The 26,089-nt window shown below is 43.6% G+C and carries 22 protein-coding genes; 2 read left to right on the forward strand and 20 right to left on the reverse strand.

Annotation, left to right across the window (positions count from 1 at the left end; translation table 11 throughout):
- Nucleotide 1 precedes the first annotated feature (1 nt).
- The 19 genes from mraY to ASG85_RS02350 form a co-directional block, all read right to left on the reverse strand.
- Nucleotides 2-937 carry a phospho-N-acetylmuramoyl-pentapeptide-transferase gene (mraY, locus tag ASG85_RS02260; protein ID WP_056833508.1) on the reverse strand — a complete coding sequence of 312 codons (936 nt, stop codon included), beginning with the start codon at nt 935-937 and terminating at the stop codon, nt 2-4.
- 99 nt (nt 938-1,036) lie between these two features.
- Entirely contained in the window at nt 1,037-2,434 is a 1,398-nt protein-coding gene (locus tag ASG85_RS02265) for a UDP-N-acetylmuramoyl-tripeptide--D-alanyl-D-alanine ligase (RefSeq protein WP_060645248.1), read from the reverse strand.
- Nucleotides 2,431-3,918, reverse strand: a complete 1,488-nt coding sequence (locus ASG85_RS02270; RefSeq protein ID WP_060645249.1) for a UDP-N-acetylmuramoyl-L-alanyl-D-glutamate--2,6-diaminopimelate ligase — start codon at nt 3,916-3,918, stop codon at nt 2,431-2,433. The genes ASG85_RS02265 and ASG85_RS02270 overlap by 4 nt, the downstream gene beginning before the upstream one ends.
- A 110-nt stretch (nt 3,919-4,028) precedes the next feature.
- Nucleotides 4,029-5,957 carry a stage V sporulation protein D gene (locus ASG85_RS02275; RefSeq protein ID WP_060645250.1) on the reverse strand — a complete coding sequence of 643 codons (1,929 nt, stop codon included), beginning with the start codon at nt 5,955-5,957 and terminating at the stop codon, nt 4,029-4,031.
- An 85-nt stretch (nt 5,958-6,042) separates the two neighbouring features.
- Nucleotides 6,043-8,325: a penicillin-binding transpeptidase domain-containing protein gene (locus tag ASG85_RS02280; RefSeq protein WP_063860118.1), complete on the reverse strand. Its 2,283-nt coding sequence runs from the start codon at nt 8,323-8,325 to the stop codon at nt 6,043-6,045.
- 16 nt (nt 8,326-8,341) lie between these two features.
- The gene (locus ASG85_RS02285; protein ID WP_063860119.1) at nt 8,342-8,776 is read right to left on the reverse strand and encodes a septum formation initiator family protein; all 435 of its coding nucleotides are present in this window, start codon (nt 8,774-8,776) and stop codon (nt 8,342-8,344) included.
- 20 nt (nt 8,777-8,796) lie between these two features.
- Nucleotides 8,797-9,747, reverse strand: coding sequence for a 16S rRNA (cytosine(1402)-N(4))-methyltransferase RsmH (gene rsmH, locus ASG85_RS02290; RefSeq protein ID WP_060645251.1), 951 nt, complete (start codon nt 9,745-9,747; stop codon nt 8,797-8,799).
- Nucleotides 9,748-9,797: 50 nt separating this feature from the next.
- Nucleotides 9,798-10,235 (reverse strand): division/cell wall cluster transcriptional repressor MraZ, encoded by a 438-nt coding sequence (mraZ, locus tag ASG85_RS02295; RefSeq protein WP_029196525.1) that lies wholly within the window; start codon nt 10,233-10,235, stop codon nt 9,798-9,800.
- Between the two features lie 124 nt (nt 10,236-10,359).
- The gene (locus tag ASG85_RS02300) at nt 10,360-11,535 is read right to left on the reverse strand and encodes a DUF4349 domain-containing protein (RefSeq protein WP_060645252.1); all 1,176 of its coding nucleotides are present in this window, start codon (nt 11,533-11,535) and stop codon (nt 10,360-10,362) included.
- Nucleotides 11,536-11,762: 227 nt separating this feature from the next.
- The gene (locus ASG85_RS02305; protein WP_060645253.1) at nt 11,763-13,025 is read right to left on the reverse strand and encodes an adenosylhomocysteinase; all 1,263 of its coding nucleotides are present in this window, start codon (nt 13,023-13,025) and stop codon (nt 11,763-11,765) included.
- Nucleotides 13,026-13,037: 12 nt separating this feature from the next.
- A complete protein-coding gene (gene bshC / locus ASG85_RS02310) occupies nt 13,038-14,672 on the reverse strand; it encodes a bacillithiol biosynthesis cysteine-adding enzyme BshC (RefSeq protein WP_060645254.1) in 1,635 nt (544 codons plus the stop codon).
- Between the two features lie 144 nt (nt 14,673-14,816).
- Entirely contained in the window at nt 14,817-15,779 is a 963-nt protein-coding gene (locus ASG85_RS02315) for an ABC transporter ATP-binding protein (protein WP_057303059.1), read from the reverse strand.
- Complete coding sequence (locus ASG85_RS02320; RefSeq protein WP_057303060.1) at nt 15,772-16,809, reverse strand: ABC transporter ATP-binding protein; 1,038 nt, start codon at nt 16,807-16,809, stop codon at nt 15,772-15,774. The genes ASG85_RS02315 and ASG85_RS02320 overlap by 8 nt, the downstream gene beginning before the upstream one ends.
- 13 nt (nt 16,810-16,822) lie before the next feature.
- Nucleotides 16,823-17,755: an ABC transporter permease gene (locus ASG85_RS02325; RefSeq protein ID WP_057303061.1), complete on the reverse strand. Its 933-nt coding sequence runs from the start codon at nt 17,753-17,755 to the stop codon at nt 16,823-16,825.
- Nucleotides 17,756-17,758: 3 nt separating this feature from the next.
- Complete coding sequence (locus ASG85_RS02330; RefSeq protein WP_057303062.1) at nt 17,759-18,691, reverse strand: ABC transporter permease; 933 nt, start codon at nt 18,689-18,691, stop codon at nt 17,759-17,761.
- 108 nt (nt 18,692-18,799) lie between these two features.
- A complete protein-coding gene (locus ASG85_RS02335) occupies nt 18,800-20,482 on the reverse strand; it encodes a peptide ABC transporter substrate-binding protein (protein ID WP_057303063.1) in 1,683 nt (560 codons plus the stop codon).
- Nucleotides 20,483-20,897: 415 nt separating this feature from the next.
- Nucleotides 20,898-21,299 (reverse strand): DUF3397 domain-containing protein, encoded by a 402-nt coding sequence (locus ASG85_RS02340; RefSeq protein ID WP_057303064.1) that lies wholly within the window; start codon nt 21,297-21,299, stop codon nt 20,898-20,900.
- 15 nt (nt 21,300-21,314) lie between these two features.
- Nucleotides 21,315-22,262, reverse strand: coding sequence for a ketopantoate reductase family protein (locus ASG85_RS02345; protein WP_060645255.1), 948 nt, complete (start codon nt 22,260-22,262; stop codon nt 21,315-21,317).
- Nucleotides 22,263-22,366: 104 nt separating this feature from the next.
- Nucleotides 22,367-23,020, reverse strand: a complete 654-nt coding sequence (locus ASG85_RS02350) for an RsfA family transcriptional regulator (RefSeq protein WP_047672335.1) — start codon at nt 23,018-23,020, stop codon at nt 22,367-22,369.
- 535 nt (nt 23,021-23,555) lie between these two features.
- On the opposite strand from ASG85_RS02350, the gene ASG85_RS02355 reads away from it, so the two are divergent.
- The gene (locus ASG85_RS02355) at nt 23,556-23,786 is read left to right on the forward strand and encodes a DUF2626 domain-containing protein (protein WP_029196536.1); all 231 of its coding nucleotides are present in this window, start codon (nt 23,556-23,558) and stop codon (nt 23,784-23,786) included.
- Nucleotides 23,787-23,830: 44 nt separating this feature from the next.
- Here the strand turns inward: ASG85_RS02355 and ASG85_RS02360 are convergent, their stop codons facing one another.
- On the reverse strand, nt 23,831-24,982 hold the full coding sequence (locus ASG85_RS02360; protein ID WP_060645256.1) for a class I SAM-dependent methyltransferase: 1,152 nt from the start codon (nt 24,980-24,982) through the stop codon (nt 23,831-23,833).
- Between the two features lie 89 nt (nt 24,983-25,071).
- Here ASG85_RS02360 and ASG85_RS02365 point away from each other — a divergent pair, with 89 nt between their 5' ends.
- Nucleotides 25,072-26,037 (forward strand): hypothetical protein, encoded by a 966-nt coding sequence (locus ASG85_RS02365; RefSeq protein WP_156396378.1) that lies wholly within the window; start codon nt 25,072-25,074, stop codon nt 26,035-26,037.
- Nucleotides 26,038-26,089 lie beyond the last annotated feature (52 nt).

The raw sequence follows: 26,089 nt of genomic DNA on the forward strand, positions 1-26,089 counted from the left end.
TCTACAACACCTCATTCATATATAATCCGAGTACAGCAAGCACGAGACCTACGACCCAGAATGTGATAACAACACGCCATTCCGACCAGCCAACCAATTCGAAGTGATGATGGATCGGACTCATTTTGAAAACACGCTTGCCTCTCGTCTTGAAAGAAACAACTTGGATCACAACAGAAAGAATTTCAACCAAGAACACACCGCCAACAATCGCAAGCAGCAGCTCAGCCTTGGTCAAAATGGCAACAGCCACAAGGCCGCCTCCAATCCCGAGCGATCCTGTGTCACCCATAAATACTTTGGCTGGATGCGCATTAAAAACGAGAAAACCGAGTACGGCCCCAACCATGGCTGCCGAAAAAATAGCCGCTTCCGGCTGCGTATTATTCATAGCAATAACCGTGTAAGCACCAAATGCAATGGCACTTGTCCCTGCAAGCAGTCCATCAAGACCATCTGTAAAATTCACCGCATTCGATGCACCCAACATCAGAATGGCCATTAACGGAAAGTACAACCAGCCTGGATTGAAGTGGAAAGCCACAAATGGAATATATAAGTCCGTGCTGTGTCCTTGCATCACAAGCAGGTAACAAACAATGGCGGAGATCAAGAGCTGACCGAACAGTTTTTGTTTCGCTGTAAGACCAAGTGATCGCTTGAAAATAATTTTGATATAATCGTCGAGAAAGCCAACTAATCCATAGCCTAATGAGGCTATTAACAGGATTAGAAGATCCGTATTTTTATCGGCAAAACGAAGCGTAGCAAGGGCCAGCGCGAGTAAAATAATGACCCCGCCCATCGTCGGTGTCCCTTGTTTTTTCAGATGCCCTTGCGGGCCATCCTCACGAATTTGTTGTCCGAATTTCATACGCCGCAAAATGGGTATAAAAAGCGGTCCCATAATAAGCGCAAGCACAAAGGCTACGCCCATCGTTAATAAAATTGCGTTTTCCACGTTGGTTCCCCCTGCTCGTTTTCGTCTTTCGAAAACGATCTACTGTTTCATCTTATAATTAAATACAACCGCTATCTAGGCTAGTAAGGCATTAACCACATGCTCGAGACGCATGCCGCGCGAGCCTTTTACGAGCACAAGGTCATCGGCTCGAACCTCAGCCCCGAGCTCTGCCGCGAGCTGCTCTTTGTCATCGAAGGCGCGTACACACGCCTTCGGGAATTGCTGAGCCGCTTCATCCGCGATCAAACGGCCAAGACGGCCGAACGTGAAGACATAGTCTACACGTTCCGGAGAGAGCATCCGGCCTATGCCGCGATGGAACTCCTCTTCGTGCTCGCCAAGCTCCAGCATGTCGCCGAGCACGAGGAACTTGCGACCGAAGCCGCTCAGCTGCTCGGTCAAATCGATCGCTGCCCGCATGGATGCCGGGCTGGCGTTATACGCATCGTTAAGCACAGTCAGCCCTGAGGCTGCTGTCAGCTTCTCGATGCGCATGCTAGTCATCTGCAGCGAGCGAAGTCCCGCTGCAATTCCCTCAGGCGAGACGCCGAAGGCCTCGCCGATGGCAATGGCTGCTAACGCATTAATTACATTATGCGTGCCAAGCAAGGGAATGAACAATTCCGGGTACACCGGTGAATTGATCTGGAAGTGCGCCCCGTCCGCATCCATCCGGATGTCGGTCGGGAACAGATCATTGCCCGCGCCGCTGCCGAAGCGGATACGGCGCAGCCCCTCTGGCAGGCCTCGCTCCGCGAGGGCCTGTTCAATCAGCGGTTCGTCGCCGTTGTAGACGAACAGCCCACCGCTGGGCATTCCGCTAACAATCTCGGCCTTAGCCCGAGCTATTTCTTCCCGCGAGCCCAGCTGAAGCATGTGCGATTCGCCGATCATCGTAATGATCGATGCTTCCGGCTCAGCCAGATGGGATAGCAGTTCGATCTCACCACGTCCACTCATCCCCATCTCGACCACGGCGAATTGCGTGGTCTCCTCAAGCTCGAGCAGCGTGAGAGGTAAACCAATATGATTATTCAGGTTTCCCCTTGTTTTATGCACTTGAAACGTACTGCCCAAAACGGCGGCAACTAAATCTTTAGTCGTCGTTTTGCCATTACTCCCCGTAATGCCAATAATGCGAACCGGCAGCTGCTTGCGATAAGATTTAGCCAACTGCTGCAGAGCTGTTAGCGTATCCTTGACGCGAATGATAGGCATGCCTTCTGGGGGGTGAGGATGGTCATCTTGCCATAAGGCAGCCGCAGCACCCTTGCTGTAAGCATCTGAGGCATAAGCGTGACCATCGAAATGATCCCCGATCAGCGGCACAAACAAACTTCCTGGTCGTATTGTACGTGTGTCGGTAGATATACCCATTATTGAAATATCCCTATCCGCTGACGTTGAGGTCACCAGCACACTTTCAACGCCTAGCATGTCTGTCATTTGTTCCAACGTGCGCTCTATCATCGTCCTCTCCCCCTTATCGCAGCCTTAGCCACCAATCGATCATCGAAATCATGCTTGACCCCCATGACATCCTGATACGTTTCGTGGCCTTTTCCCGCTATCAATATTACATCTTTAGGGCCTGCCCCTTCAATAGCCTTTTGTATCGCTTTTTTGCGATCCACGATTAATTCATACTGTTCCTTTGGGAAATTAACCTCTTTTAGACCAGGAACGATATCATCCAGAATGGCATCTGGATTCTCCGTACGCGGATTATCTGAAGTCACATATAAATAATCACTATACTTGGCCGTAACCTTACCCATAAGAGGGCGTTTCGTTCGATCACGGTCACCACCGCAGCCAAACACAGTAATTACCTTACCTTCTGCAAAGTCACGTACAGTTGACAGGGCATTCTCTAGTCCATCTGGGGTATGAGCATAATCAACCAAGACTAAGTAATCCTGTCCCTCATTCACAACCTCCATGCGCCCATCTACGACCGAAATATCTTCTAAACTATTCCGGATCGCTTCAAGGGGAATCCCTTCAGCCAGTGCCGCTGCAATGGACCCGAGCGCATTGTACACGTTAAATTTACCAACTAATTTCATTCTGAAAAAAGCCTCTCCCGCAAAGGAAATAAGCTGAAATTCCGTGCCTTGAGCCGTAATTCGAATCTTTGTCGCCCTTACATCACATTCGTTCTCTATCCCATATGTAATAATTTGCGCCGCTGTCAGCTTACTGAACGTATGGGAAGCAGCGTCATCCGCATTTAAAATAGCATACTGACGCTCTTTGAGATCAGCTGAGAAACCATTCCCCAATCTAGAGAAGAGCAAACCTTTTGCACCTGCGTAAGCATCCATCGTTTTGTGATAATCCAAATGATCTTGCGTTAAATTCGTAAAAATACCCGAACGGAAATGAATGCCCTTCACTCGACCTAATTCCAAAGCATGGCTGGACACTTCCATAATGCAGTAATCCGTCTTTTGTTCACACATTTGGCGGAAACTGCGCTGTAAATCAACAGCTTCTTGCGTTGTGCGCTCCATTTCTGTATAGGTATCGCCGATTTTCATTTGAATCGTTCCCATAAGTCCCGTCGTGAAGCCTTGATCCCGCAATATTTTCTCGATTAAATAGGTCGATGTCGTTTTGCCATTCGTACCCGTAATCCCAATTAATTTCAGTTCTTTGCTGGGGTAGCCATAGAAATGGGCTGATAAAGCTGCCATTGCATATCTCGCATCTTTCACAACAAGCTGGGGAATTGATAAGTCAAGTACTCTTTCCGTTACAAGCGCAGAAGCCCCAAGCGCAATCGCTTTTGGGGCATAATCGTGACCATCTGCTGTCAGTCCTGGGATGCATAGAAACAAATCCCCTGCTTTTATTTTACGAGAGTCTGCTTCAATCCCAGTAATCTCTGTTTCAGCATCTCCATGTATGTGGGTAATGAGCAGTGCGGAAGCAAGCTCCTGAAGTTTCATGAGCAACCCTCTCCTTAACGTTTTTGCTACCTATTATTGACAATTTTATGCCTATGGAAAAGCTAAACATGTCTTACTTGCAAATCTTTTTTCGGGCCGTCCAAACCAGATTACTGCGGCGGCGCATTATTCGAGAGAAAAATGCGTATTGTAGAGCCTTGATCTACACGTGAACCCGGTTTCGGCGCTTGACTGATTACATATTTACCACTGCCCGACTTAGCCAGCCTAAAATTCATGTTCAGATCTTCTAATATATCATCAACGGAGGCTCCAACCAAGTCCGGCACCTCAACAACCGGTATTTCACCATAGCGATACTCTTTATCAAGCTGGTTCTTATCCGGTTCGACTTTCATATACCGCAAAGCATCAGCCATCATATTCTTCACAAGCGGTGCTGCAATCAGACCTCCGAATTGAATCCCTTGAGGATCATCTACAGCTGCATAGATGACAATCTTCGGATTATCGGCTGGCGCGAAGCCAATGAAGGAAACAATATGCTCATCCGGCGAATAACGTCCGTTAATGACCTTCTGCGCTGTCCCCGTCTTCCCACCTACGCGATACCCGTCGATAAACGCATTGCGCCCTGTGCCTTTGGCAACTACGCTTTCAAGCGCTTCGCGTACTTGCTTCGATGTCTCCTCCGAGACGACATTGCGCACAAGCTCGGGCTCTACAACATCAACAACTTCACCCGTATCCGGATTCGTAAACGATTTTGCCACATACGGCTTAAAAAGTCTTCCTCCGTTAATAGCCGCAGAGACAGCAGTAATTTGCTGGATCGGAGTGACCGACACCCCTTGACCGAATGCCGTCGTCGCCAGCTCAACAGGACCCACCTGAGACGGCTTAAACATAATCCCATTTTCTTCGCCGCCGAGGTCAATTCCCGTCTTTTTCCCAAAGCCAAACTTTGAAATGTAATCAAACAACTTTTCCTTGCCTAGACGCTGTCCCATAACGACGAATCCGGGGTTACAGGAGTTTTGGACGACTTGCAGCATCGTTTCACTGCCATGACCTCCGCGTTTCCAACAGCGGAGTCTAGCTCCTCCGACCTCAATAAATCCGGGATCGTAAAATTGTTCATTTTTTAAATCAACCTTTTTTTCCTCTAACGCTGCAGCTAGCGTAATAATTTTGAAAGTAGATCCCGGCTCATACGTTTTCCAAATCGGTAAGTTCCTGTTATAGGTTTCAGCCGGAAAATCCTTATAATTGCCTGGTTCATACGTAGGCCTGCTCCCCATAGCAAGGATTTCTCCATTATTAGGATCCATCATGATGGCAATAACATTTTGCGCCTTATACTGTACCATAGCCTGATCCAATTCTCTTTCAAGCACCGATTGCAAGTGACTGTCAATTGTCAGCTTCATATTGAGGCCGTCTTTTGGCTTCGTATAAGTATCCGTTGTCCCTTCCAACGTTCTTCCTGCTGCATCAGTCATATAAGATATGCTTCCGGCTATTCCCGTTAATTGGCTGTTATATTTTGCCTCAATGCCTGTCAACCCTTTATCTAATCCAGCAAAACCAAGAATATGGGCAGCTAACGAGCCAAAAGGATAATATCGTTTGTTATCTTCTGCTACTACAATACCAGGAAGATTTAGATTTCGTACTTCCTGCGCTTTTTCAATCGTTATTTTGCGTCCAGAAGGCTTGATATCGTTTTGGGATGTTTTCTTTGTAATCTGTTTATAAATGTCATCTTCGTTCCCTTGCAGCACTTCGGCAAGTTTGGCCGCAGTACTTCGAGCGTCTTGAATTTGAACAGGAATAGCCACTATCGTAGGAGTACTCATACTGTATGTCATTGTAATCCCATTGCGATCTTGAATTTCGCCTCTCTTGGGCGCAAAGTCTATTTTTCTCCGCCAACTATCCTCTGCTTTATTCGCCAAGTCTTGTCCAATCCATAGCTGGACATAAGCAAGACGGAGAATAAGTGCTGTAAAGATGACAGTGCCAATGATAAGCGCAGTAAACAATCTGCGACGAACGGTAACGTTAGAAACACGCATGAACGTTCAGTCTCCCTTCCCAATAAGTCAAGATCATTCCTAACATGACTATTCGGGACAAACAGGAGTTAGAACAAGCTCTCCATTAAGGCGTCTTTTTGGCCGTAGACCGCTGTGCTTCTGTTTTCGTATTCGACGTTGGCGTTGGCGTTGGTGTAGGTGTTGATGAACTTGCAGTTGAAGATTTATCACTTAGTGGTTTAAGCTGCAACGTCACACTTCTTCCCTCGCCTTCCCCCGTAGTGGCCTGATCCGAGACATATCCTTCACCGGAAGTTTGGCAATCTACTTTAAAGAAGGAGCAGGCTTCAACGGCATCTCGAAGTGATCTACCAACCAAGTTAGGCAGCGGCATTTCGTCAACAGTTTGCATCGCCACATATATTCGTTGTGTAGATAAGATTTCTGTACCTGCTTTCGGAAATTGATCAACAACCTTGGCTCCCTTACCGAAAACCTCAAGTGACAAACCGCTCTCTTTTGCAGTAGCCTTGGCGCTTTCTGCTGTCACATCTGTAAAATTAGGCACAGTTAGCTTATTCGCTTCTTTCGGCACCATTTTAGTTTGCTTATTCGAAGCTACGCCCATATATTGCAGCGATTCACCAACAATTTCTTTAAAAGCAGGAGCTAATACCTGCCCTCCTAAGTGATAGTTACCGCCAAGATCAGGTTGATCAGCGATTAGCGTAACTAAGATACGAGGATTTTCAACAGGAGCGTACCCAATAAAGGAAATAACCCACGAATCCGTGGAATAGGTCTTTTCACCGGGAAGGACTAAGTTAGCTGTTCCTGTCTTTCCTGCAACACGGTAGTCTTCCATAAAGGCAAGCTTACCTGTACCAATCTCTTGATCTGATACAACTTGTTCTAAATATCCAGTCACCTGACTGGCTGTCTTTTCACTTACGACTTGCCTAACGACTTGCGGCGCAAAAGATTGAATGGTTTTCCCTGTTTTCGGATCGACAATATCCTTAACAATGTGAGGCCACATCAATTTGCCACCGTTGGCCATCGCAGCATAAGCGGCTGTTTGTTGAATGGCTGTAACAACGACCTTTCCTTGACCATACGTTGCCGTTGCAAACTCAGATGGATATTTCATATCGATTAAACCGGAAACTTCATTCGGCATATCAATATTCGTTTTTTGATCGAACCCAAATTTCTTAATGTAATCTGTCAGCTTAGGCGGAGTCAGTTTCTCGTAACCCAATTTAACGAAGGCTACATTACTAGAGCGCTTAAGACCATCTAAGAAAGATATTTTCCCCCACCCAACACGATTATGGTCATGAAGCTCTCTATCTTCAACCTTAATACTACCGGACTGGTACATTTCATTCGGATTAAAAAGACCTTCTTCTACTGCAGCAGCTAACGTCACTATCTTAAACGTAGAGCCAGGCTCGTAGCGAGAGGCTACCGCATTGTTTTTGAAGTCACTTTGATCTTTAATCGTCCAATATGTATTGGGGTTAAAGGTAGGCGTATTGGCCATACCCAGAATTTCCATCGTTTGTGGGTCAACTGCAATCGCCGTCAGGCTCTTCGGGTGCCACTTGTCATTTACTTTGGCGAGCGCGTTTTCCAAATAAAACTGAATGTTTTTATCAATGGTGAGTCGCACATTGTTCCCGTCTTGTGCTGGCTTGAAATTGATCTTGGAATCAGGAAGTTCAACACCCTTTCCATCCTTCTCATAGCTTAACATCCCAGGAACACCCTTAAGGGTTTGGTCTAATTTAAGTTCTAATCCTAGCGCAGCTTCGCCTTCTTTATTCGTATACCCTAGAATGTGAGAGGCTAGCGTTTCACCTGGATAATAGCGTTTCTTGTCTTCTAAAATATTAATTCCTACGTTAGCTTTTGCGTTTAACTTGAGTTTTGTTTGAAGCTCTGAAATTAACGCACGAACTTGATCTGCTTTCTCTTTCTCAATCTTCCAACCTTCATTTCTAATCTCTGTATAGACAGCAAAATCCGACCCATCCGGCTTCATTTTCGTTGCCCGCTCACGGATTTTATTGACAAGCGTAGGCTTCGTTACATCCGACTCTTTCAAAATTTCCGCTAATCCCTGCGTAACATTCTCAGCGATATGATAGCCATCAATCATTTTGGGATTAAGTGCAATGGTATACGACGTTGCTTCAACGGCTAGTACTTTGTTATTTCTGTCCAGGATACTTCCTCTAACAGGGGCTATCACCTTATCTGTTTCCCATTTCTTCTCGGCCTCCCCTAGCAACCATGAAGCTTCTACCACTTGAATCCAATAGACTTTAGAAATGAGGACAACAAAAAGAAGGGTGAAGAACCCTCCAATTAGCAAAGATCGCAGCTTAATTTTTTTTGTCATATGGAATACCTGCCCATTACGGTTTAGAAACTACTTTATTATTTTTACTACTGCTTGTATTTGATTTTGTTTTCTCTGGAGTGACCAAACTTACTTTCTTTTCATCTCCTAAATTAAACCCAAGCCGTACAGCCTCACCCTTCATGCGTTCAGGACTTTGCAGTTTCTCTACTTCTTGCTTCAAAGCACTGTTCTGAGCTTGCATTTCACGAATATCACTTTGCATTTTCAAAATATTAGCATTCATCTGATAAATAGCCGCGTAACGCCAGATAATAACACCCGCCACAATGACACAAAGGATTACTGTGAATAAATATAGCATTTTCTCTTGTGTCGGTAACGTTTTATTGCGATAAACAACCTTTGTTGTTTCTTTAATCTTCACTTTAGGTGCTGGAGCCGAACGTTTTGGATCGAGAGCCAAATTGCCTTGGATGTAAGATGGCATATTTTATTTCCTCCTTTGTGTCAAAGCTTTTCAGCGATTCGCAGCTTCGCGGATCTTGCTCTTTGATTGACTTCAAGCTCATGTTCACTTGGTACAATTGGTTTTCGTGTTACTAATTTTACAACTCCGGTCTTCTCGCAAACGCAATATGGAAGATCCGAAGGACAGGTGCATTTTTCAACGTTTTTCACAAAAAACTGTTTGCATATGCGATCTTCCAGTGAATGGAAGGTAATGACAGCAACTCTGCCTTGAGGGGCAAGACAACGGAGTGATTGCTCCAGTGCTTCTTCAAAAGCTCCTAACTCATCGTTCACCGCGATACGCAGCGCTTGGAAGCTTCGCTTCGCTGGATGACCGCCGGTCCTTCTCGCTGCAGCGGGAATACCTTCTTTGATCAGCTCGACCAGCTCACCTGTGGTTTCAATGTGCTGTTTGGTCCGTGCTTCTACAATGACGCCTGCGATCCGCCTGGAAAACTTCTCTTCGCCATATTCGAACAAAATTCGTGCGATTTGGTCAGCAGGCCACTCATTAACGATCGTTTTGGCAGTTAATGCCTTCGAACGATCCATCCTCATGTCGAGCTCTGCATCATGGTTGTAGCTGAAACCGCGATCCCCCTCATCAAGCTGAGGAGATGACACGCCAAGATCGAAGAGAATCCCATCCACCTGTGGCTTGCCATCACGAAGTGCTCTAGGCTCATTCAGGAGCACCTGCTCCAGCTCTCTGAAATTGCTTTTTACGATTTTTACGCGATCCAGGTAAGGCGCTAGCACAGTTTGAGCATTCGTTAGAGCGACTTCATCCTGATCTAAAGCAATCAGCAAGCCATTAGGACCTAACTTAGAAGCAATCAGGGAACTATGCCCTGCTCCGCCCATCGTACAATCCACGTAAACGCCATCCGGCTTTATATGTAAACCCTCAACAGATTCTTCCTTAAGTACCGTCACATGATGAAACACTTGGTGTCCTCCTAAGAGCTTTGCTTTAGCAAAGCTTTCTACGTAAACCTCTATAAATCAAAATTAAAATCGACGAGTTTCTCAGCTATTTCATTGAATGACTGTTCGGATTCATTGGCATAGCTTTCCCAAATTTGTTTACTCCAAATCTCAACTCGGTTGGAAACACCGATAACCACACAATCCTTTTCAAGTTTGGCATGGTCCACAAGGTTACCTGGAATGTTCGCTCTGCCTTGTTTATCAAGGTCACACTCCGTAGCACCGGAGAAGAAGAACCGGGTGAAGGCACGCGCATCTGATTTCATTAACGGCAGTGCTTTGAGCTTTTGCTCGAGTATCGCCCATTCCGATTGCGGATAAACGAATAAGCACTGATCGAGACCGCGGGTGATGACAAATGAGTCGCCGAGGGCTTCGCGAAACTTAGCCGGGATGATCATTCGGCCTTTCTCGTCGATGCTATGTTGATATTCACCCATGAACATAGCATGGCGCCCCCTTTTCCTCCACTTTGTACCACTTTCCACCACATTTGAATCAATATTCGCTAAAAATAAAAGAAATCCTGCTTTGAGAGCAGGATTTTCAAAATTATTTTCAATTTTAGGTCTATTCTGCGTCTTTTGTTCCTTGTTTCTCATCTTCAAGTGCGTTTAAAGAAGCATTTTGATCTTTGAGCTGTAATCGCATTTCTTGCAGTTGTTTATTTCTTTTGCGCCTGAATACCCAGATCGGTACACCAATCAACAGGCCAATAACGAGAATCGGGAATGCAGCTGCCAGGAAAACGAGAATACCTTGCATGACAGCAACTAGTACATTTAGGCTAGAATTCCATGCTTTTTGAATGCGTTCCTCTAATGTTAGCTTATTAGGATCAGATAGCAGCGGCTTATTTCCCGTTTGCTGGTACATACGAAGCTCAATCGTCGAGAATGAGACATTTTGATCTAAATACCTTATTCGACCCTTTATCTGTTCAATCGCTTCTTGTACCTTGGAGAGCTCGTTTGAGAAAGCAAGCAGCTCATCCGTTTTTGAAGCCTTCTCCATAAAGCCCAATAATCTTGTTTCAACCATTTGTTTTGCTTTGAGGCGTGAATTAAGATCCACATACTCCTCTGTGACGTCCTGCCCCTGTACATTCCTTTGCAGCGATGGACTCATCTTCTCAAGGCCATCTAGCAAGGAGACAAACCCATTTGCTGCGACTTTGATCGTATATGTCCCGCCTCGTTCCCCCGTATTCGCATTTTCCGAAAACTGCAGAATGTAAGCCCCGCTAAGCGCTATCAGGTCGCGGAGGGCCGTCTGAGCCTTGCTGTAGTCATCTACAGGCATGACCAAGTTAGCTCGGTAGATTAACTTACGATTAAATCCCGCTGCTTCATCGCTTCCCGTTGCTGGCATGACCGTGATCGGTGCATTTTTTACGTCAGAAGGCGCTTGCTCAGCGGCTCCGTCTTTTGACTTGGTCAAGGCATCTGCGTTGCTTGTTTTTCCTCCAGCAGCTGCAGCAGCGGGAGCTGCTGGTTTAGCGTCAACTGACAGTGCCGAATCTGACTTTACTGCTTCGTTCGTCGCAGCCATTTTCATTTCTTTTGATGATGCTGCCGAGGAGTCACTTTTTGAAGAACTGCAGCCTGATAGTAGACTAATCACTAGTATACATGTTGCTAGCAGGAAAGAAATTTTCTCCCGATCAAATCTATACCTCTTTGTTTTGTTAGCCGAAATGCTGCTCTGCACGAGCCTACAATTCCCTTCGCTTTTTAAGACCCCCATCTTGTCATCCCCTCGCTACCAAATATAGGTTATACACCCTATAAACGGGGGTTATGTTGGAAAGGTTGCAAGTCTCCGAGTCACTTCAGCAAATAATTGCTGATAAAATAACCTTAGCCAATCCTTTGTTGCCCTTACACAAAAAAAAGAAAACCTCTCAGCCCACTCCAAAGTGGTCTGAAAGGTTCTCCAGAGCTTTTGAAAGCTCTCCAAAGCTCCAAAAAATCTTAATGCTCCGCCCAGCTGTCCAGGTACATCTTCTGCTCTTCTGTCAACGAGTCAATGCTAGTTCCAAGGGATTCCAACTTGAAGCGAGCTACTTGCTCATCCAGCACATAAGGTACATTAACAACCGTTTTGCCTAATTTCTTGTACTCATCATTTACATATTTAAGTGACATAGCTTGCAGCGCAAATGTCATATCCATAATTTCAGCCGGATGACCGTCGCCTGCAGCTAAGTTAACCAAACGTCCCTCAGCAAGAATGTATACTTTACGACCGTCCGTCAGTTGGTATTCTTCAATATTACGTCTTACTGTACGCTTGGAAGAAGACATTGCTTCAAGTTCCGGTTTGTTTACTTCAACGTCAAAGTGGCCTGCATTCGATAGAATCGCGCCATCTTTCATTACTTTGTAGTGCTCTCCACGAATTACATCACGATTACCCGTAACCGTTACGAAGAAATCTCCCAGTTTCGCCGCTTCCAGCATTGGCATTACAGCAAAGCCATCCATGTAGGCCTCGACACCTTTAATTGCATCAATTTCGGTTACAATGACATTCGCACCCAAACCTTTTGCACGCATGGCCACACCTTTACCACACCAGCCATAACCGACAACAACAACAGTTTTACCAGCTACAACCAAGTTAGTTGTACGGTTGATGCCATCCCAAACGGATTGACCTGTTCCATAACGATTATCGAACAAGTATTTACAGAAGGCATCGTTAACCGCGACCATCGGGAATTCAAGCTTTCCTTCTTTCTCCATCGCTTTCAGACGAAGAATACCAGTTGTTGTTTCTTCAGCTCCGCCGCGAACTTGTACAGCCAAATCTTTACGTTCGGAATGAAGAATAGAAACCAAATCGCCCCCATCATCAATGATCAGGTCAGGCTTCGTTTCGAGCGCTTTAATTAGCAGCTCTTTGTATTCTTCCGGACTCGGATTGTACTTCGCAAAAACGGTAATACCGTCCTCAACAAGCGCTGCACAAACGTCATCTTGTGTAGATAGCGGATTGCTTCCCGTAATCGTTACTTCAGCTCCACCAGCTTTTACTACTTTTGCTAAATAGGCTGTTTTCGCTTCTAAATGTAAGGAAATAGCGACTTTCAATCCTTTAAAAGGCTGTTCCTTCTCAAATTGCTCACGAATACGATTCAAAACAGGCATATGCGCCTGGACCCAATCAATTTTCAAATGACCTTCAGGTGCTAATGTTATATCTGCCACAATACTTTTTTCTACAGTCGACATGTTAGTTTCCTCCTATAAATAATAAATTCGATGCAAACCATCCACAGGAATTGGTGTCTCAAGTAAATCTCGGAGCCATTCATTCCCATACCGATTCATATAAGCACACCCATTATACACTCTTTCTTGCGGCTTGGCGAACGGTACTATCGTTAGTCTTATGCGTTCTAATTGTCGCAACGCTGCATCGAATTGCGCCTTATATGCTTCTCCTGCTTTATTACGCAAATATTCGATTTGCTCCAAGATTTTCTCCAGATTCGTTTCTCCCAGCTTTTTAACCCCGGGATTGATCGCGGCTAGAGAATTCACAAGCGGCGCGTAGTTCACACTGAAATCCGATTTTACGGCATCGAAGCGCTCATTCAATTGCAATGTATCTTGCGCATCCAGCCATTCTTGCCTCTTGTGCTCAAAGCGCTCAAGCACGTCTTCAAATGTAAAACCATATTTGTTCATTTGCTTCTGAACCGTACCCTCGATCAAAGTAAACTCCATTCGCGGTGCTATGATCGGCATTTTCATGCCAAACTGTTCAAAAGCATGCTTCGTCAGCGACCAGTAAGCAATCTCACCCGGTCCTAACACAGTTGCCAGAACAGGGAATAAAAATTCCTGCATCAGAGGCCGCGACATCACGTTGTTGCTCAAATTCTCAGGCATTGTTAATGCTAAATCTTGAAGCTGCTGTCTAGTATAGCAATTGTCCTGCTTCTTATCTGTAAATCGTTCACCTTCACGATGCAACAGCAACCGCTGTCCATCTGCAAATACAAACAAATTAGCTCCGTCTTTGCTTATTTCAGCTTGACTCTCATATCCTGCTTGCCAGGCAGCATCCTGACTCTTCTGTAACGATCCAGAGAATGCTTCATTCTCAAGGATCAACTTCTCAAACATGGGCGCTTCCAAAGCTCGTAGGGAAGGTTCATCGGAATCAATGAGGACAAGCCCGTATTCGCCAAAGAGGATAGCCATCCAGCGAGCAAAAGCTTCAGATAATGTCGCTCCATCCTCTGTTGTTCCCTCCAGCTTAGCAATTAGAGAAGCTTTAAACTCTGTATCCATTAGAGATTGATCTAACGCCGTCAAGGCCTCTTTCCATGCTTCAGGTTCAATAGGCAGCCTACTAACGGATGTGCGGCGCCCTGTCGGATGATCAACCTTGATTTTCTCAATATGCTGAGCATTCGATAGCGTATACGTATGGTTCACTTCATCGAAATCATGATCCTCACCAGCAATCCAAAAGATCGGCACAACTGGGCGTTGTAATTTCCCGCTCCACTCACGCGCCAATTGAACAATGGTTATGGCTTTGTACAAAACAAGCAGCGATCCGCCGAACAATCCGGCTTGCTGGCCACCCACAATGGCAAGTGCATTCTTATCAGCCAATGCTGAGATTTGGTCAAATGCAGCCCGTGCATTTCCTATTCTCTTATTATATTGCTGCAAAACTTGAACTAAGCGCCCTCGATCAACTTGGAGTGAGGTCTTTGGTTCATCTAACCATTGCACTCGGGACTGCCAGTCTTCCAAGTTTCCAAAGTGGTAAGGATACAAAGCTTTAGCTTTATCCGTTTGAGCTATGTAATCTTCCGCTAACTTCTGATTTTTCTTCCAATGAAAAGTTTCCATTTGCATACGCGACTAGTGTCTCCTCTTCATACCAAATAAAACGACTATTCTTTGATTGTACACGTAAGGTCAGCAATCGTCAAAACTGTATTTTTAATAATTACAATTGGACATTAAAAAGCCGCCCCCTGCGGGGGCGGCTGGACAATTTTAATACAAATGACAAGCTACGAAGTGATTTGGTTCCACTTCTTTGGATGGCGGCATCGATTCCGCACACTGCGGCATTGCTTGCGGACAGCGTGTACGGAACGGACATCCGCTAGGCGGATTAAGCGGACTTGGTACATCACCTTGTAGAATAATGCGCTCACGTGTACGCTCAATTTCCGGATCTGGGATCGGAATTGCAGAAAGCAGCGATTGTGTGTAAGGATGAAGCGGCTTCGCGTAAAGTGCGTCTGACGTCGTCACCTCAACGAGGTTACCAAGGTACATAACGCCGATACGATCGGAAATATGCTTAACCATCGCCAAATCATGCGCGATAAACAAGTAAGTCAAGCCCATTTCCTTCTGCAATCTCTTAAACAGGTTGACAACTTGAGCCTGTACGGAAACGTCCAATGCAGAGATCGGTTCATCCGCAATAATAAATTTCGGCTCAATCGCAAGTGCACGGGCAATCCCGATACGTTGACGCTGACCGCCGGAAAACTCATGCGGGAAACGATTGGCATGCTCATCGTTCAAACCAACGGCACGAAGCAATTCCATCACGCGCTCTTTACGTTTAGCGCCTTTGTACAAACCATGAATATCAATACCTTCAGCAATGATATTTCCAACCGTCATACGAGGGTTCAAGGAAGCGTAAGGATCTTGGAATACCATTTGCATATTCCGATTAAAATCTTTCAGCTTCTTGCCCTTCAACTTATGAACATCTTCACCGTCGAAAATAACTTCGCCTTCTGTTGCATCATAAAGCTTGATAATCGTTCTACCCGCAGTCGATTTCCCGCATCCGGATTCCCCTACGAGACCAAATGTTTCACCGCGGTTAATTTCTATGGAGAAATTGTCAACAGCTTTCAATATTTTACCGTTGCCAAGATTAAAATGCTTCTTCATGTTACGAATTTGTAAGATAGGTTGATTAGATTTAGACATGTTGATGACCTCCCACTCCTACAGGACGTTCAACCTTCGGTGCATCTGGGTGCAACAGCCAGCAAGCGGCACTGTGTGTCTCAGAAATCGAAGTATGCTCTGGATCTTCTTCCAAACAATGATTCATAGCATATGGACATCTAGCTGCAAATGCACACCCTTTTGGAGGTGCGAATAGATCTGGAGGCGTACCCGGAATCGGCACAAGCTCTTCATTGCTATTCGTATCCAAACGCGGCACTGAACGAAGCAAGCCCCATGTATATGGATGCTGCGGCTCGTAGAAAATTTCATCTACTGTGCCTTGTTCAATAATTTTCCCAGCGTACATAACGACAACACGTTGAGCCATATCAGCTACAACACCAAGGTCATGTGTAATTAAGATAATAGATGAGTCCGTTTTAACAGAGATCGTCTTCATCAAATCAATGATTTGCGCTTGGATCGTCACATCAAGAGCCGTTGTTGGCTCATCCGCGATAAGCAGTTTAGGCGAACAAGCAAGTGCGATAGCAATCATAACACGCTGACGCATACCACCGGAGAGCTCATGCGGATATTGATGAATACGGCCCTCTGGAGAGTTAATGCCTACAAGCTTAAGAATTTCAATCGCTTTCTCTGTTGCAGCCTTTTTGCTCAAACCTTCATGTTTGATCAAACCTTCAGTAATTTGATCGCCGACTTTCATCGTCGGATTCAATGAAGTCATCGGATCCTGGAAAATCATACCCATTTCGGATCCACGAATTTTCTCCATTTGTCTGTTGGAAAGCTTGGTAATATCCAATTTCCCGTCAAACATGATAGAACCGCTTTTTATATAACTAGGCGGAGTAGGAATTAAACGCATGAGCGTTTGTGCCGTAACGGATTTACCGCAACCGGATTCACCTACAATCGCCAACACTTCACCTTTTTTCAAAGAAAAAGATACGCCGCGAACAGCTTGAACTTCTCCTGCATACGTCCGGAAAGAAACTCTCAAATCTTTTACTTCAAGTAAATTGTTATTGGTGCTCATCATTATTCACCCCTTCTTACTTGCGCATTTTTGGATCAAGCGCATCACGAAGCCCATCGCCGAGTAAATTGAAGCTTAAAAGAATCAAGCTGAAAATAATAGTCGGGAAAATAAGGCGATGCGGATATAACCGGATATAGTTGGCGCCGTCAGATAGCAAGTTACCCAGCGATGCGAGCGGCGGCTTAACACCAAGACCAATGAAGCTAAGGAACGCTTCCGTAAAGATAGCAGCTGGAACAACAAACGTAATTTGCACGATGATGATACCTAACGCATTAGGAATCAAGCTGCGCATAATAATTCTCATTGGTGATGCACCAAGTGTACGAGAGGCAAGCACGAACTCTTGCTCTTTCAACGTCAGCATTTGACCACGCACCAAACGTGCCATTGGAACCCAACCTGTTATGGCCATAGCCAAAATAATAGATGGAATACCAGAACCGATAACCATAATGAGTAGAATGGCGATTAGCAAGAAAGGAATCGCATATACGATTTCAATCGTACGCTGCATCACTTCATCAACTTTCCCGCCATAGTAGGCAGAAATACCGCCATAAATAACACCAATAACCAAATCAATGATAGCTGCGATAATCCCAATGAATAATGAGATACGTGTCCCCCACCATACGCGAGTCCATAAATCGCGGCCGAAGTCGTCAGTACCAAACCAATGTTCTCCGCTTGGAGGCACATTTTTTACTTTTAAGTTTTGAGTCTGATAATCGTAGCTTGAAACAAAAGGAACAATAATCGCAAACACGATTAAAGCAACTAATATAATTAAGCCAGCCATAGCCAGTCTATTTTTCTTAAGTCGTCTCCAAGCGTCCTGCCAATAATTGAGCGATGGTCTAACAATTTTATCGCCAGTTAGAGATTTATTTGAAACGGGAGCAAACTTGTAGTTATTCTCTGTTGATTGATTTGGAGTTTGCATTGTTTATTTCCCGCCTTTCCCAAGACGAATTCTAGGGTCTACAAAGCCATACACTACGTCTGTAATAAAGATTACTAAGATAAGAATGCTTGAGTAGAAAATGGTTAATCCAGATATCATCGTGTAATCATTGGAATAAACCGATGTTACAAAGTGTTTACCCAAACCTGGCACAGAGAAAATTTGTTCAACAACTAGCGTTCCTGTGATGACGTTTACAAATATTGGACCTATAATTGTGATAACTGGTAAAATGGCGTTTCTTATCGTGTGCTTAACAACTACTGTGAAATTGGTTAAACCTTTGGATTTAGCTGTCTTAATGTAATCCTGGTTTAGAACGTCCAACATGGATGTACGCATCAAACGTGCCAAGATGGCAATGGTTCCGAATGAAAGCGCAAGTGATGGTAAAATACGATAGCTTGGACCTTTCCATAATCCTGCAGGGAGAATACCCCATTTAACACCGATATAATAAGAAAGCAATGGACCAAGAACAAATGATGGGATAGACACACCCAGAATCGCAATAAACATGGCCGTGTAATCGCCTGCTTTATTATGCTTCAAGGAAGCAATAATCCCTAAAGCAAGACCTGCAATAATAGCAATAGCGATAGAGATTAACCCAAGTTCTAGTGAAGAAGGAAATGCTTGTTTGATAATATCAGTAACTTTGTGAGCAGGGAATTGATAGGAAGCTCCTAGATCGCCATGGATGATATTGTTCATGAATGTCAAGTACTGTTCCCATAATGGCTTATCTAAACCGTATTGCTTCATCAGCATCTCTTTCGTCGCTTTAGGAATCCGTTCAGAGCCTTCTCCAAGTGGATTACCTGGTAAGTTTTTCATCAATACGAATGTAAATGATGCAATTAGCCATAACGTAATAAGCGCATATAAGAAACGGCGAAGAATGAACTTAACCATATTGCTCCTCCTTTATTAAAATTAACTACTGCTTAGAAATTTAGAAGAGGCCGCTCCACGAGGTGCGAACGGCCCCTTCTTGTAACAACTTAACTATGAAGCTTTTGATTACTTAATACTAGTCCATTTCAGTTCCCATTCTTGACCAAATGATGGAAGAATCAAACCGTTAACTGAAGGTTTTTTCAAGTAAGCACGTGTACGGAAGTAAAGTGGTGCTACACCTTGATCATCCATCAGGATTTTCTCAGCATCAATCATTGCTTTCGCACGTTTGGAAGGATCGACTTCTGCTTGAGCTTGCTTAATTAGTGCGTCATATTGCGGGTTGCTGTAGTCGCCTTCATCAAACTCTCCGCCAGTTACCCACATATCCAAGAATGTCATTGGATCGTTGTAATCCGCGCCCCATAGGGAAAGAACGATTTCGAAGTCATGCTTCGAGGACAACTCGATACGCAATGCATGCGGAACTGGGTTCGCTTCTGCTTCGTATCCAAGGTTTTGTTTCCATTGTGCAAGGATGAACTCAAGTGATTTTTTCGCAGTTTCTGTATCATCCGCGTTCACTTTCATTTTAGGAAGAGCTGTTAAACCAGCTTCTTTCAAACCTTCAGCAAGCAATTGTTTTGCTTTAGCTGCATCGAACTTAGGTTGAGTTTCGCCAGCAGATTTACGGAAGTCGCCGCCTGCACCGTCAGAAGTACCGCCAGGCACTAGACCTGTGGATGCTACAGAACCGTTAGCAAGAACTGTATCAACATAAGCTTGACGATCGATCGCCATACCTAAAGCTTGACGAATTTTCTTGTTAGCCAAGGCAGGAACTTTTTTCGTTTGGTACATCAAGTAAGAGTTAGTCAACTCAGGTTTAGGCAAGTTATCTGGTTTACCTGCATAAAGTTTAAGTTGATCTCGGTTGATTTCAGCCAAATCAGCTGCATCTGTTTCATATAGGTTAAGTCCTGTATTTGTATCTTTTACGATATTGACAGTTGCTTTCGTAAGTTTAACGTTAGCAGCGTCCCAATATTTCTCGTTTTTAACAAGTTCAAGTGTTTGGCCATGATCCCATTTGCTCAAAATAAATGGACCTGCACCAATTACTTTATCAGCTTCTGCTCCATATTTATCGCCAGCTTTTGTAACGAAATCTTCTCTTTGTGGCAAGAAAGTTCCGAACGCAAGCATTTGTGTAAAGAAGGTAACTGGTTTCTCAAGTTTAATTTCAAGCTGTTTGTCGCTAATTGCTTTTACGCCAAGAGCATCTTGAGCTTTTTTAACATCTTCAGGTGTTTTCGCTTTTGTTACAGCTTCTCCACCTTTAATCCAAGCTACTACGAAGCTATATTGACCTTTTGTCGCTGGATCTAATGTACGTTTGAAAGAATAAACGAAATCTTGTGCTTTTACTGGTTGACCATCAGACCAGTTCGCATTGTCGCGAATGTCGATTGTGTAAGTTAGACCATCAGCAGAAATTTTAGGGAAATCTTTTGCAAGTCCAGGAGTTGCTTTGCCGTCTTTGTCAGTACGATAAAGACCTTCGTTAAATGCGCTAATGAATGTGAAAGCAGCATTAGCTGTTGCTTTGGAGCTATCCATAACAGGTGGCTCTGCAGTAAAGTTGATTTTAATTTCTTGCGGTTTGTTAGATGCCGCAGGAGCTGTTGTACCTTTAGTATCCCCAGTCGGAGAAGCAGATGGTTCCTCTTTTTTGGCACAACCAATTGCCACACTACCCATAAGCGTTAATGCTACTGCTGTAGAAACCCATTTCGTCGCTTTCATAAAACTCCTCCTTTAAAATATGTATCTAAACATCTATGGTTAGGTGTTTTGATAGTTTTATTCACATAAACCTTACACCTTAAACCCAAAAACAAATGAAACCGCTTCATACGTGTCAGTATATCTGACTCGAACCTCTGGTAAAAAAATTTACTAGACTCTACGCAAGGAATTATAACATATAACTATGCTTTGTCCAGAACTAATTTCATCTTCATCAACCTAAGATAAAATTTCAATTCACCTTTGTTAAAATAATATGAAGAAAAAGGTCCTATACGGTTTCTAATTATACAACCATCGGTCAATAAAATCTAGACGGATTTCATTGTTATTTTCTACAATTCTTAAATAAATATTACAAACATACACTAAAAATTGATTTATTCACATTATTTCCACAAAATCGTCTTGCTTAGGTCGAAAATATATAATTTTTCCCGATATGCAGGAAAAATAGCAGGATGTAAAGTGCTGATAGACCCAGAAAACTAAGCCTCCAAACTACCCTGCTGACCTTTAATAATTCGGTTTTTCCTTTCAAATGCGTCTGATAACCACCAATGATCCCAAAAGCGATGAGCAGCACGAGCGCAATTAGCCAGAAACCAAAATTCGTATGAAACAATTGATTCCACATCAATGAAACAGAGCCTAACAGAAATAACGTCGTCACGTCCATGGTAAGTCTCGTTGTCATCTTCTTATCTCTAAGAAAAACAAAGACTAGAAACCACAAAAGGATAAACGTAATAAACGGTGCCACTGCTAAGACTGCATATAACGTAGAAATCCAACTGGCTAACACATTCATCATCAAGAATTCACCTACTTATTCTAGGGCTTTCACTAATTGGAACACGGTTTGGTGAGTCGGAATCTCAAGATTTAATTCTTTTGCCATTTTTACTAGGCTTCCGTTAATATAATCGATCTCAGTTCGTCTGGACTGTTCAATATCCTGAAGCATAGATGAATGATTTAAGCTAGTGGCTTTACAGACACTTAGCAGCGTGTCCCATAGATCATCAGGCAGTAAAATCCCCTTGGCAGTCGCCACCATACGAGTTTCTTGGTAAAGGTTATTCATGAGGGAGAGCGTCCAGGGTGAAAGCAGCAGATCTCCGTTTTTCACACGTAAAATGGCCGTAAGCGGATTAATTACAGCATTTATCGTCAGCTTGCTCCAAATCCTTACATCCATGTTCTTCGACATCATTGTATGAAATCCTGCCTTCTCAAGCATCTCAACTAACAAAATATGTGTTGAATTTACAAAATGATCTGAATCTTCCGATGTTCCTATATAACTGATACCATGTCCGGTGTGAGTAACTGCTGTTAAGCCCTCTCGTCTAGCCCCTTCCGTCGTCACAGCGAGCAGCAAGCGATCCCGCCCAAGCTCTTCTCCTAACCTCTCTTCATGCCCTATTCCGTTCTGAAAACTAATTAGGCAGGTGTCTTTAGACATTTGGGACTTTAAATTGTTGATTAATTCTTGTGTAATCGCAGGCTGTTTGACCATGAGAAATATGTAGTCAAAATGATGTAAAGACAGTTTAACCGTTTCTGCCTCTTCTATATAATAACGAAAATCTATGTCCCCATTACGAGTAGTCTTAATTGCTTCTGCAGTTCCATCCAACTCGATCCCCATCTGATCTAGCTTATCTGCTTGTTCTATCGTTCTTGCAATGACTGTCATATGTTCACAAAAAGCAGACAACTTGGCAGCGAATAGCAGTCCTAAGGAGCCTGCACCAATAATCATAATGCGCATCTCATGTCCCCCTTTACATACAATTCCCATTATACAACAAAAAAGCCCCAGTCCAAGGGCTCTCCTTGTTCTGAAGCTTCTATATGTAAGGACGGGCGGCAAACTCAATCTACTCTTTCTAGGTTACCATTCGCATCCATCTTGAACCGCGGCTTCTCTTCTTCCTCTTCTTCAACGAGGAAGGCCATTTTCCTAGCACGATCCATAATTTGAATCAATGCTTTATAATCATCATTCACAACACGATAATCGGTCTCAACTTCATTAACTTGCTTATTCAACTTGTTGTTTTCTCTGCCCAATCTATCTAGTTCGTCCTCTTTGTCTTGCAGCTCTTTTTCCAAATTTTTAATATGACGATTCATATCTTGGTACGTGTTTCTCCATTGTCTTAGAAACCGGATCACAGCGTCAATCGATAATGTTTCTTCCGTGAATGTCTCTACTTTGCCTGTAGACAACTCAGGTCCATCCAGCAGTCCAATGGAAGAAGAACCGGAAATCGAGACGGCAGCATGCTTTTTAAGCTGCGTTCTTTTCTGACGTTGTGCTTTGGCAATCTGAATAGCCGCTTCATATTTTTTCCTTACAAAACTGTTCCAACGGAATCCACAGGCTGCCGCTGTACGCCCAATGCGCTCTCCAACCTCTTCGAATGCAGATAATTGTGTGCTACCCTCTCGTATGTGACGCAGTGTCACTTCCGCCAAGATTAAGTCGTCTTCATCGCTCCAAGCATCTTGTCTAATTGCTGACATATGGTCGAACCTCCTAACATAATATAGGGATCTTTGGTCGGAGATCAAAGTCTCTCCTCTGTGGGATCTTTGGTCCATAGATCAAAGTCTCTCCTCTGTGGGATCTTTGGTCCATAGATCAAAGTCTCTCCTCTGCGGGATCTTTGGTCCATAGATCAAAGTCTCTACTCTGTGGGATCTTTGGTCCGTAGATCAAAGTCTCCTCTGCGGGAACTTTGGTCAAAGATCAAAAACTCGCCTATTGGGGATGCATCATAATAAAGAATCAATTCGTAGAGAGCAGGGATAAATTGATTCGTGCCATTATTATTATTTCTATGCCCGTACTAGAGTTCATAGAATCTATTTGATACTAAATGGTATTGCCAAATTTTTTGTCACTCATACATGGGATCCCGATAAAAAGACATACTACTACTATCTGATGAAATGTTTTCAATTTCGTCACCGTTTGACGGTTTACACCGCTGATTTCAAACGGTATAATGTGTTGTAGTTAAAGTGCAACGTGGTATGAGAGGGGGATGTTACGAGAATGGATCGCATGTTTCGGGTTCTAGGTTTTTGGACACTTGTTATCGCACTAATGAGCTTAGCTGGCGATATGATACCTATGTCTCTGATTTTCTTTTTTCAAACTGCCGTATTCGTCATTCTAGGCTATATGCGCTTGTCAGAACGAACTTACATATTGTTGTTCTGGGGATATATGATTATTTCCTTCAGCGGATTTACGTATTGGTCATTTTTCAAAATGTCTGTCTAAACCCACAACAATAAAAACAAGCAAAAAGGTGAACCGACTGTTACTCAGCGGCTCACCTTTTTTTCATTGATAACTGAATGTTTGCTTGCGATGAACACTTTGAATAACTCACTCATTTGATCACTTAGCAGCAACTGCCTAATTGACCGATTCCGCTTAGACACTTCACTAAAAGGGTTCGGATCAAAGTGGTCTTGAAGTCTTTGCAATATCCCTTGCTCCACCAGAAACTCCCGTTGCGTCTGAAGTTTGCAGTAAGTAAAGCCACTCTGTTTTGCAACTAATTGACAAGAACTGAAATTAACATGTGATGTCATATCCTGCTCACCCTGGTGGATGAATGGATTATCTTGAGCTTGATGTTTGCGATAGCACATTAAAGTTCCATTATAACGGTGAGGAGCGAATAGTTCTTCTGCTGTATCGCCATAATCAATGATGATGCAGCTGCCGCTTTGGATCCGTTCAGCCACACGTGAGACCCAACTTTCAGCTTCAAGGTTTATCTCCCCTATTTGACCATCCAACCATTGAACTTTGGTACGTTCTAGGAAGTCTAATATATGTCGGGAGCTGATAGTAAGCCAAATTTCTTGAAAAATCTGCTCCTCCTCTTGCCATTTCACATAGGACTCTTGGAAAAGCATATCTTTATAGCGTATTCGGTGGATCGGGAAAGCATCCAATAGCTCATTCGCAAGAACATAAACCTGATCTTTCGGCGTCTGAGCCAACCATTCTGTTTCACTTGAGAATTGAATAACTTGTGCGTGTTCTTCAAGCGCTGTTCGCTGCTGCTGACGGTGATATGTACTAGATTCAATGATTGTATAGGTTAATCGAGCATAAACGGCGGGATCAGTTCGCTTTATTTCGCCCATGATGTGAAGGGCCATTCGCCCGTTGCCTCCCCCCCATTCAACAATATGAACGGGTTCTATAAGAGGACTTTCACTATTCAGCTGCTTACAAATAAATGATGCCACTATTTCCCCCATTATTGAACCAATAGAGGAACTTGTATAGAAATCTCCCTGTTTACCAATTTTCAGCCTCTCATTTCGATAATACCCATATGGTTCACTGTATAGACAAATATCCATATAGTCTCTGAATGTGATGGCTTGCAATTCCGCTGACTGAATGGCCTCTTTTAAGGCTGTCACAACACTTGGGTGTCCGAGCTGATGATTCAATGAAGAACCCTCCAATTCTTTACTTAAAGACAAAACATAAGGAAACCATTATAATGAAGAAGGATTTATGGAAGGAGAGACAGAAAAGCATGTCAAAGAAGTGGATTACCTTAACAGCGGTATCGGCAATCAGCCTAATATCGTTAACAGCTTGTACAGACAACACGAAGATCAAAGAAGCACTCGAACAATCACTAACTAAACAAAAAGAAATGAAATCTTACACCTTCGATGGGAGTACTACATTAGCCATAAGCGATGGATTGATGAAATCGTCCAACCCTTTAACTAACGGGCTGTTATCTTTGGTCAGAGAAAGCACAATCGATTGGAAGGGCATCAGCAATGTGGAGCCACTCCAGTTCCAAACGGACTTAAAAATAACGCCTAAGGGCTCTACATCCCCTTTTGAGATTCCAATTCTCATTAAAGATAGCAAATTGTATTTTAATATGCCAGCATTAAATAAAACACCTGACGAGTACTACGCAATTGATCTACAAAAAATGAGTCAGAACAGTACTAGTCCATTAACTGTAGACACTTTGAAAAATACTTCTCAATTATCAACCACTCTTGGTAATCTTATATTTAGCGGGATTGATGCAAAATGGTATAAAGAAGCCAAGGAACCAGTTAAGCTGAAAGACGGATCTTCAGCCAAATCCATCAGTGTTGAACTTACCACTAAAAATGAAAAAGAATTGAATACGCTGCTGCAAACAAAGCTTCCAGAGTTTATTGGGTCATTACAGAACAATGGATTACTTACAGCCGATAAAGCCGAGCAACTCAAAAAAAATCAAGCAAATGCTTTACAACTCAAGGCTCCGGGTAAAATGGTTGTTGCTATTGATGACACCGGCTTTATTCGTGACCAAACAATTGATGTAGGCTTCACCCTAACTGTTGATGGCAAAACGCAGGATAATCATATTCTTCTTCATCAAACCTACGACGCTATCAATCAAGCTGCTCCATTAACGAAAGAAATACCGAAAAACGCTAAAAGCTTCGATGAGATCCTTAAATTAATTACACCGGCAAAAAAATAGATGTAGAGCAAAATACTTACCTCTTCCCCAGAGGTAAGTATTTTTTTGTGCT

It is taken from the genome of Paenibacillus sp. Soil724D2 (assembly GCF_001427935.1).
In the GTDB taxonomy this organism is placed as follows: domain Bacteria; phylum Bacillota; class Bacilli; order Paenibacillales; family NBRC-103111; genus Paenibacillus_E.

Coding starts and splice junctions, on each gene's coding strand:
- mraZ (WP_029196525.1), bottom strand. CDS start 10,235: ATGTTCATGGGTGAATATCAACATAGCATCGACGAGAAAGGCCGAATG.
- ASG85_RS02330 (WP_057303062.1), bottom strand. CDS start 18,691: ATGGTTAAGTTCATTCTTCGCCGTTTCTTATATGCGCTTATTACGTTA.
- ASG85_RS02275 (WP_060645250.1), bottom strand. CDS start 5,957: ATGCGTGTTTCTAACGTTACCGTTCGTCGCAGATTGTTTACTGCGCTT.
- ASG85_RS02365 (WP_156396378.1), top strand. CDS start 25,072: ATGTCAAAGAAGTGGATTACCTTAACAGCGGTATCGGCAATCAGCCTA.
- ASG85_RS02355 (WP_029196536.1), top strand. CDS start 23,556: ATGGATCGCATGTTTCGGGTTCTAGGTTTTTGGACACTTGTTATCGCA.
- ASG85_RS02350 (WP_047672335.1), bottom strand. CDS start 23,020: ATGTCAGCAATTAGACAAGATGCTTGGAGCGATGAAGACGACTTAATC.
- ASG85_RS02270 (WP_060645249.1), bottom strand. CDS start 3,918: ATGAAACTTCAGGAGCTTGCTTCCGCACTGCTCATTACCCACATACAT.
- ASG85_RS02300 (WP_060645252.1), bottom strand. CDS start 11,535: ATGGGGGTCTTAAAAAGCGAAGGGAATTGTAGGCTCGTGCAGAGCAGC.
- ASG85_RS02305 (WP_060645253.1), bottom strand. CDS start 13,025: ATGTCGACTGTAGAAAAAAGTATTGTGGCAGATATAACATTAGCACCT.
- ASG85_RS02335 (WP_057303063.1), bottom strand. CDS start 20,482: ATGAAAGCGACGAAATGGGTTTCTACAGCAGTAGCATTAACGCTTATG.
- ASG85_RS02285 (WP_063860119.1), bottom strand. CDS start 8,776: ATGCCATCTTACATCCAAGGCAATTTGGCTCTCGATCCAAAACGTTCG.
- ASG85_RS02325 (WP_057303061.1), bottom strand. CDS start 17,755: ATGCAAACTCCAAATCAATCAACAGAGAATAACTACAAGTTTGCTCCC.
- ASG85_RS02345 (WP_060645255.1), bottom strand. CDS start 22,262: ATGCGCATTATGATTATTGGTGCAGGCTCCTTAGGACTGCTATTCGCT.
- ASG85_RS02340 (WP_057303064.1), bottom strand. CDS start 21,299: ATGATGAATGTGTTAGCCAGTTGGATTTCTACGTTATATGCAGTCTTA.
- ASG85_RS02280 (WP_063860118.1), bottom strand. CDS start 8,325: ATGACAAAAAAAATTAAGCTGCGATCTTTGCTAATTGGAGGGTTCTTC.
- ASG85_RS02315 (WP_057303059.1), bottom strand. CDS start 15,779: ATGTCTAAATCTAATCAACCTATCTTACAAATTCGTAACATGAAGAAG.
- mraY (WP_056833508.1), bottom strand. CDS start 937: ATGGGCGTAGCCTTTGTGCTTGCGCTTATTATGGGACCGCTTTTTATA.
- ASG85_RS02320 (WP_057303060.1), bottom strand. CDS start 16,809: ATGATGAGCACCAATAACAATTTACTTGAAGTAAAAGATTTGAGAGTT.
- ASG85_RS02265 (WP_060645248.1), bottom strand. CDS start 2,434: ATGATAGAGCGCACGTTGGAACAAATGACAGACATGCTAGGCGTTGAA.
- bshC (WP_060645254.1), bottom strand. CDS start 14,672: ATGCAAATGGAAACTTTTCATTGGAAGAAAAATCAGAAGTTAGCGGAA.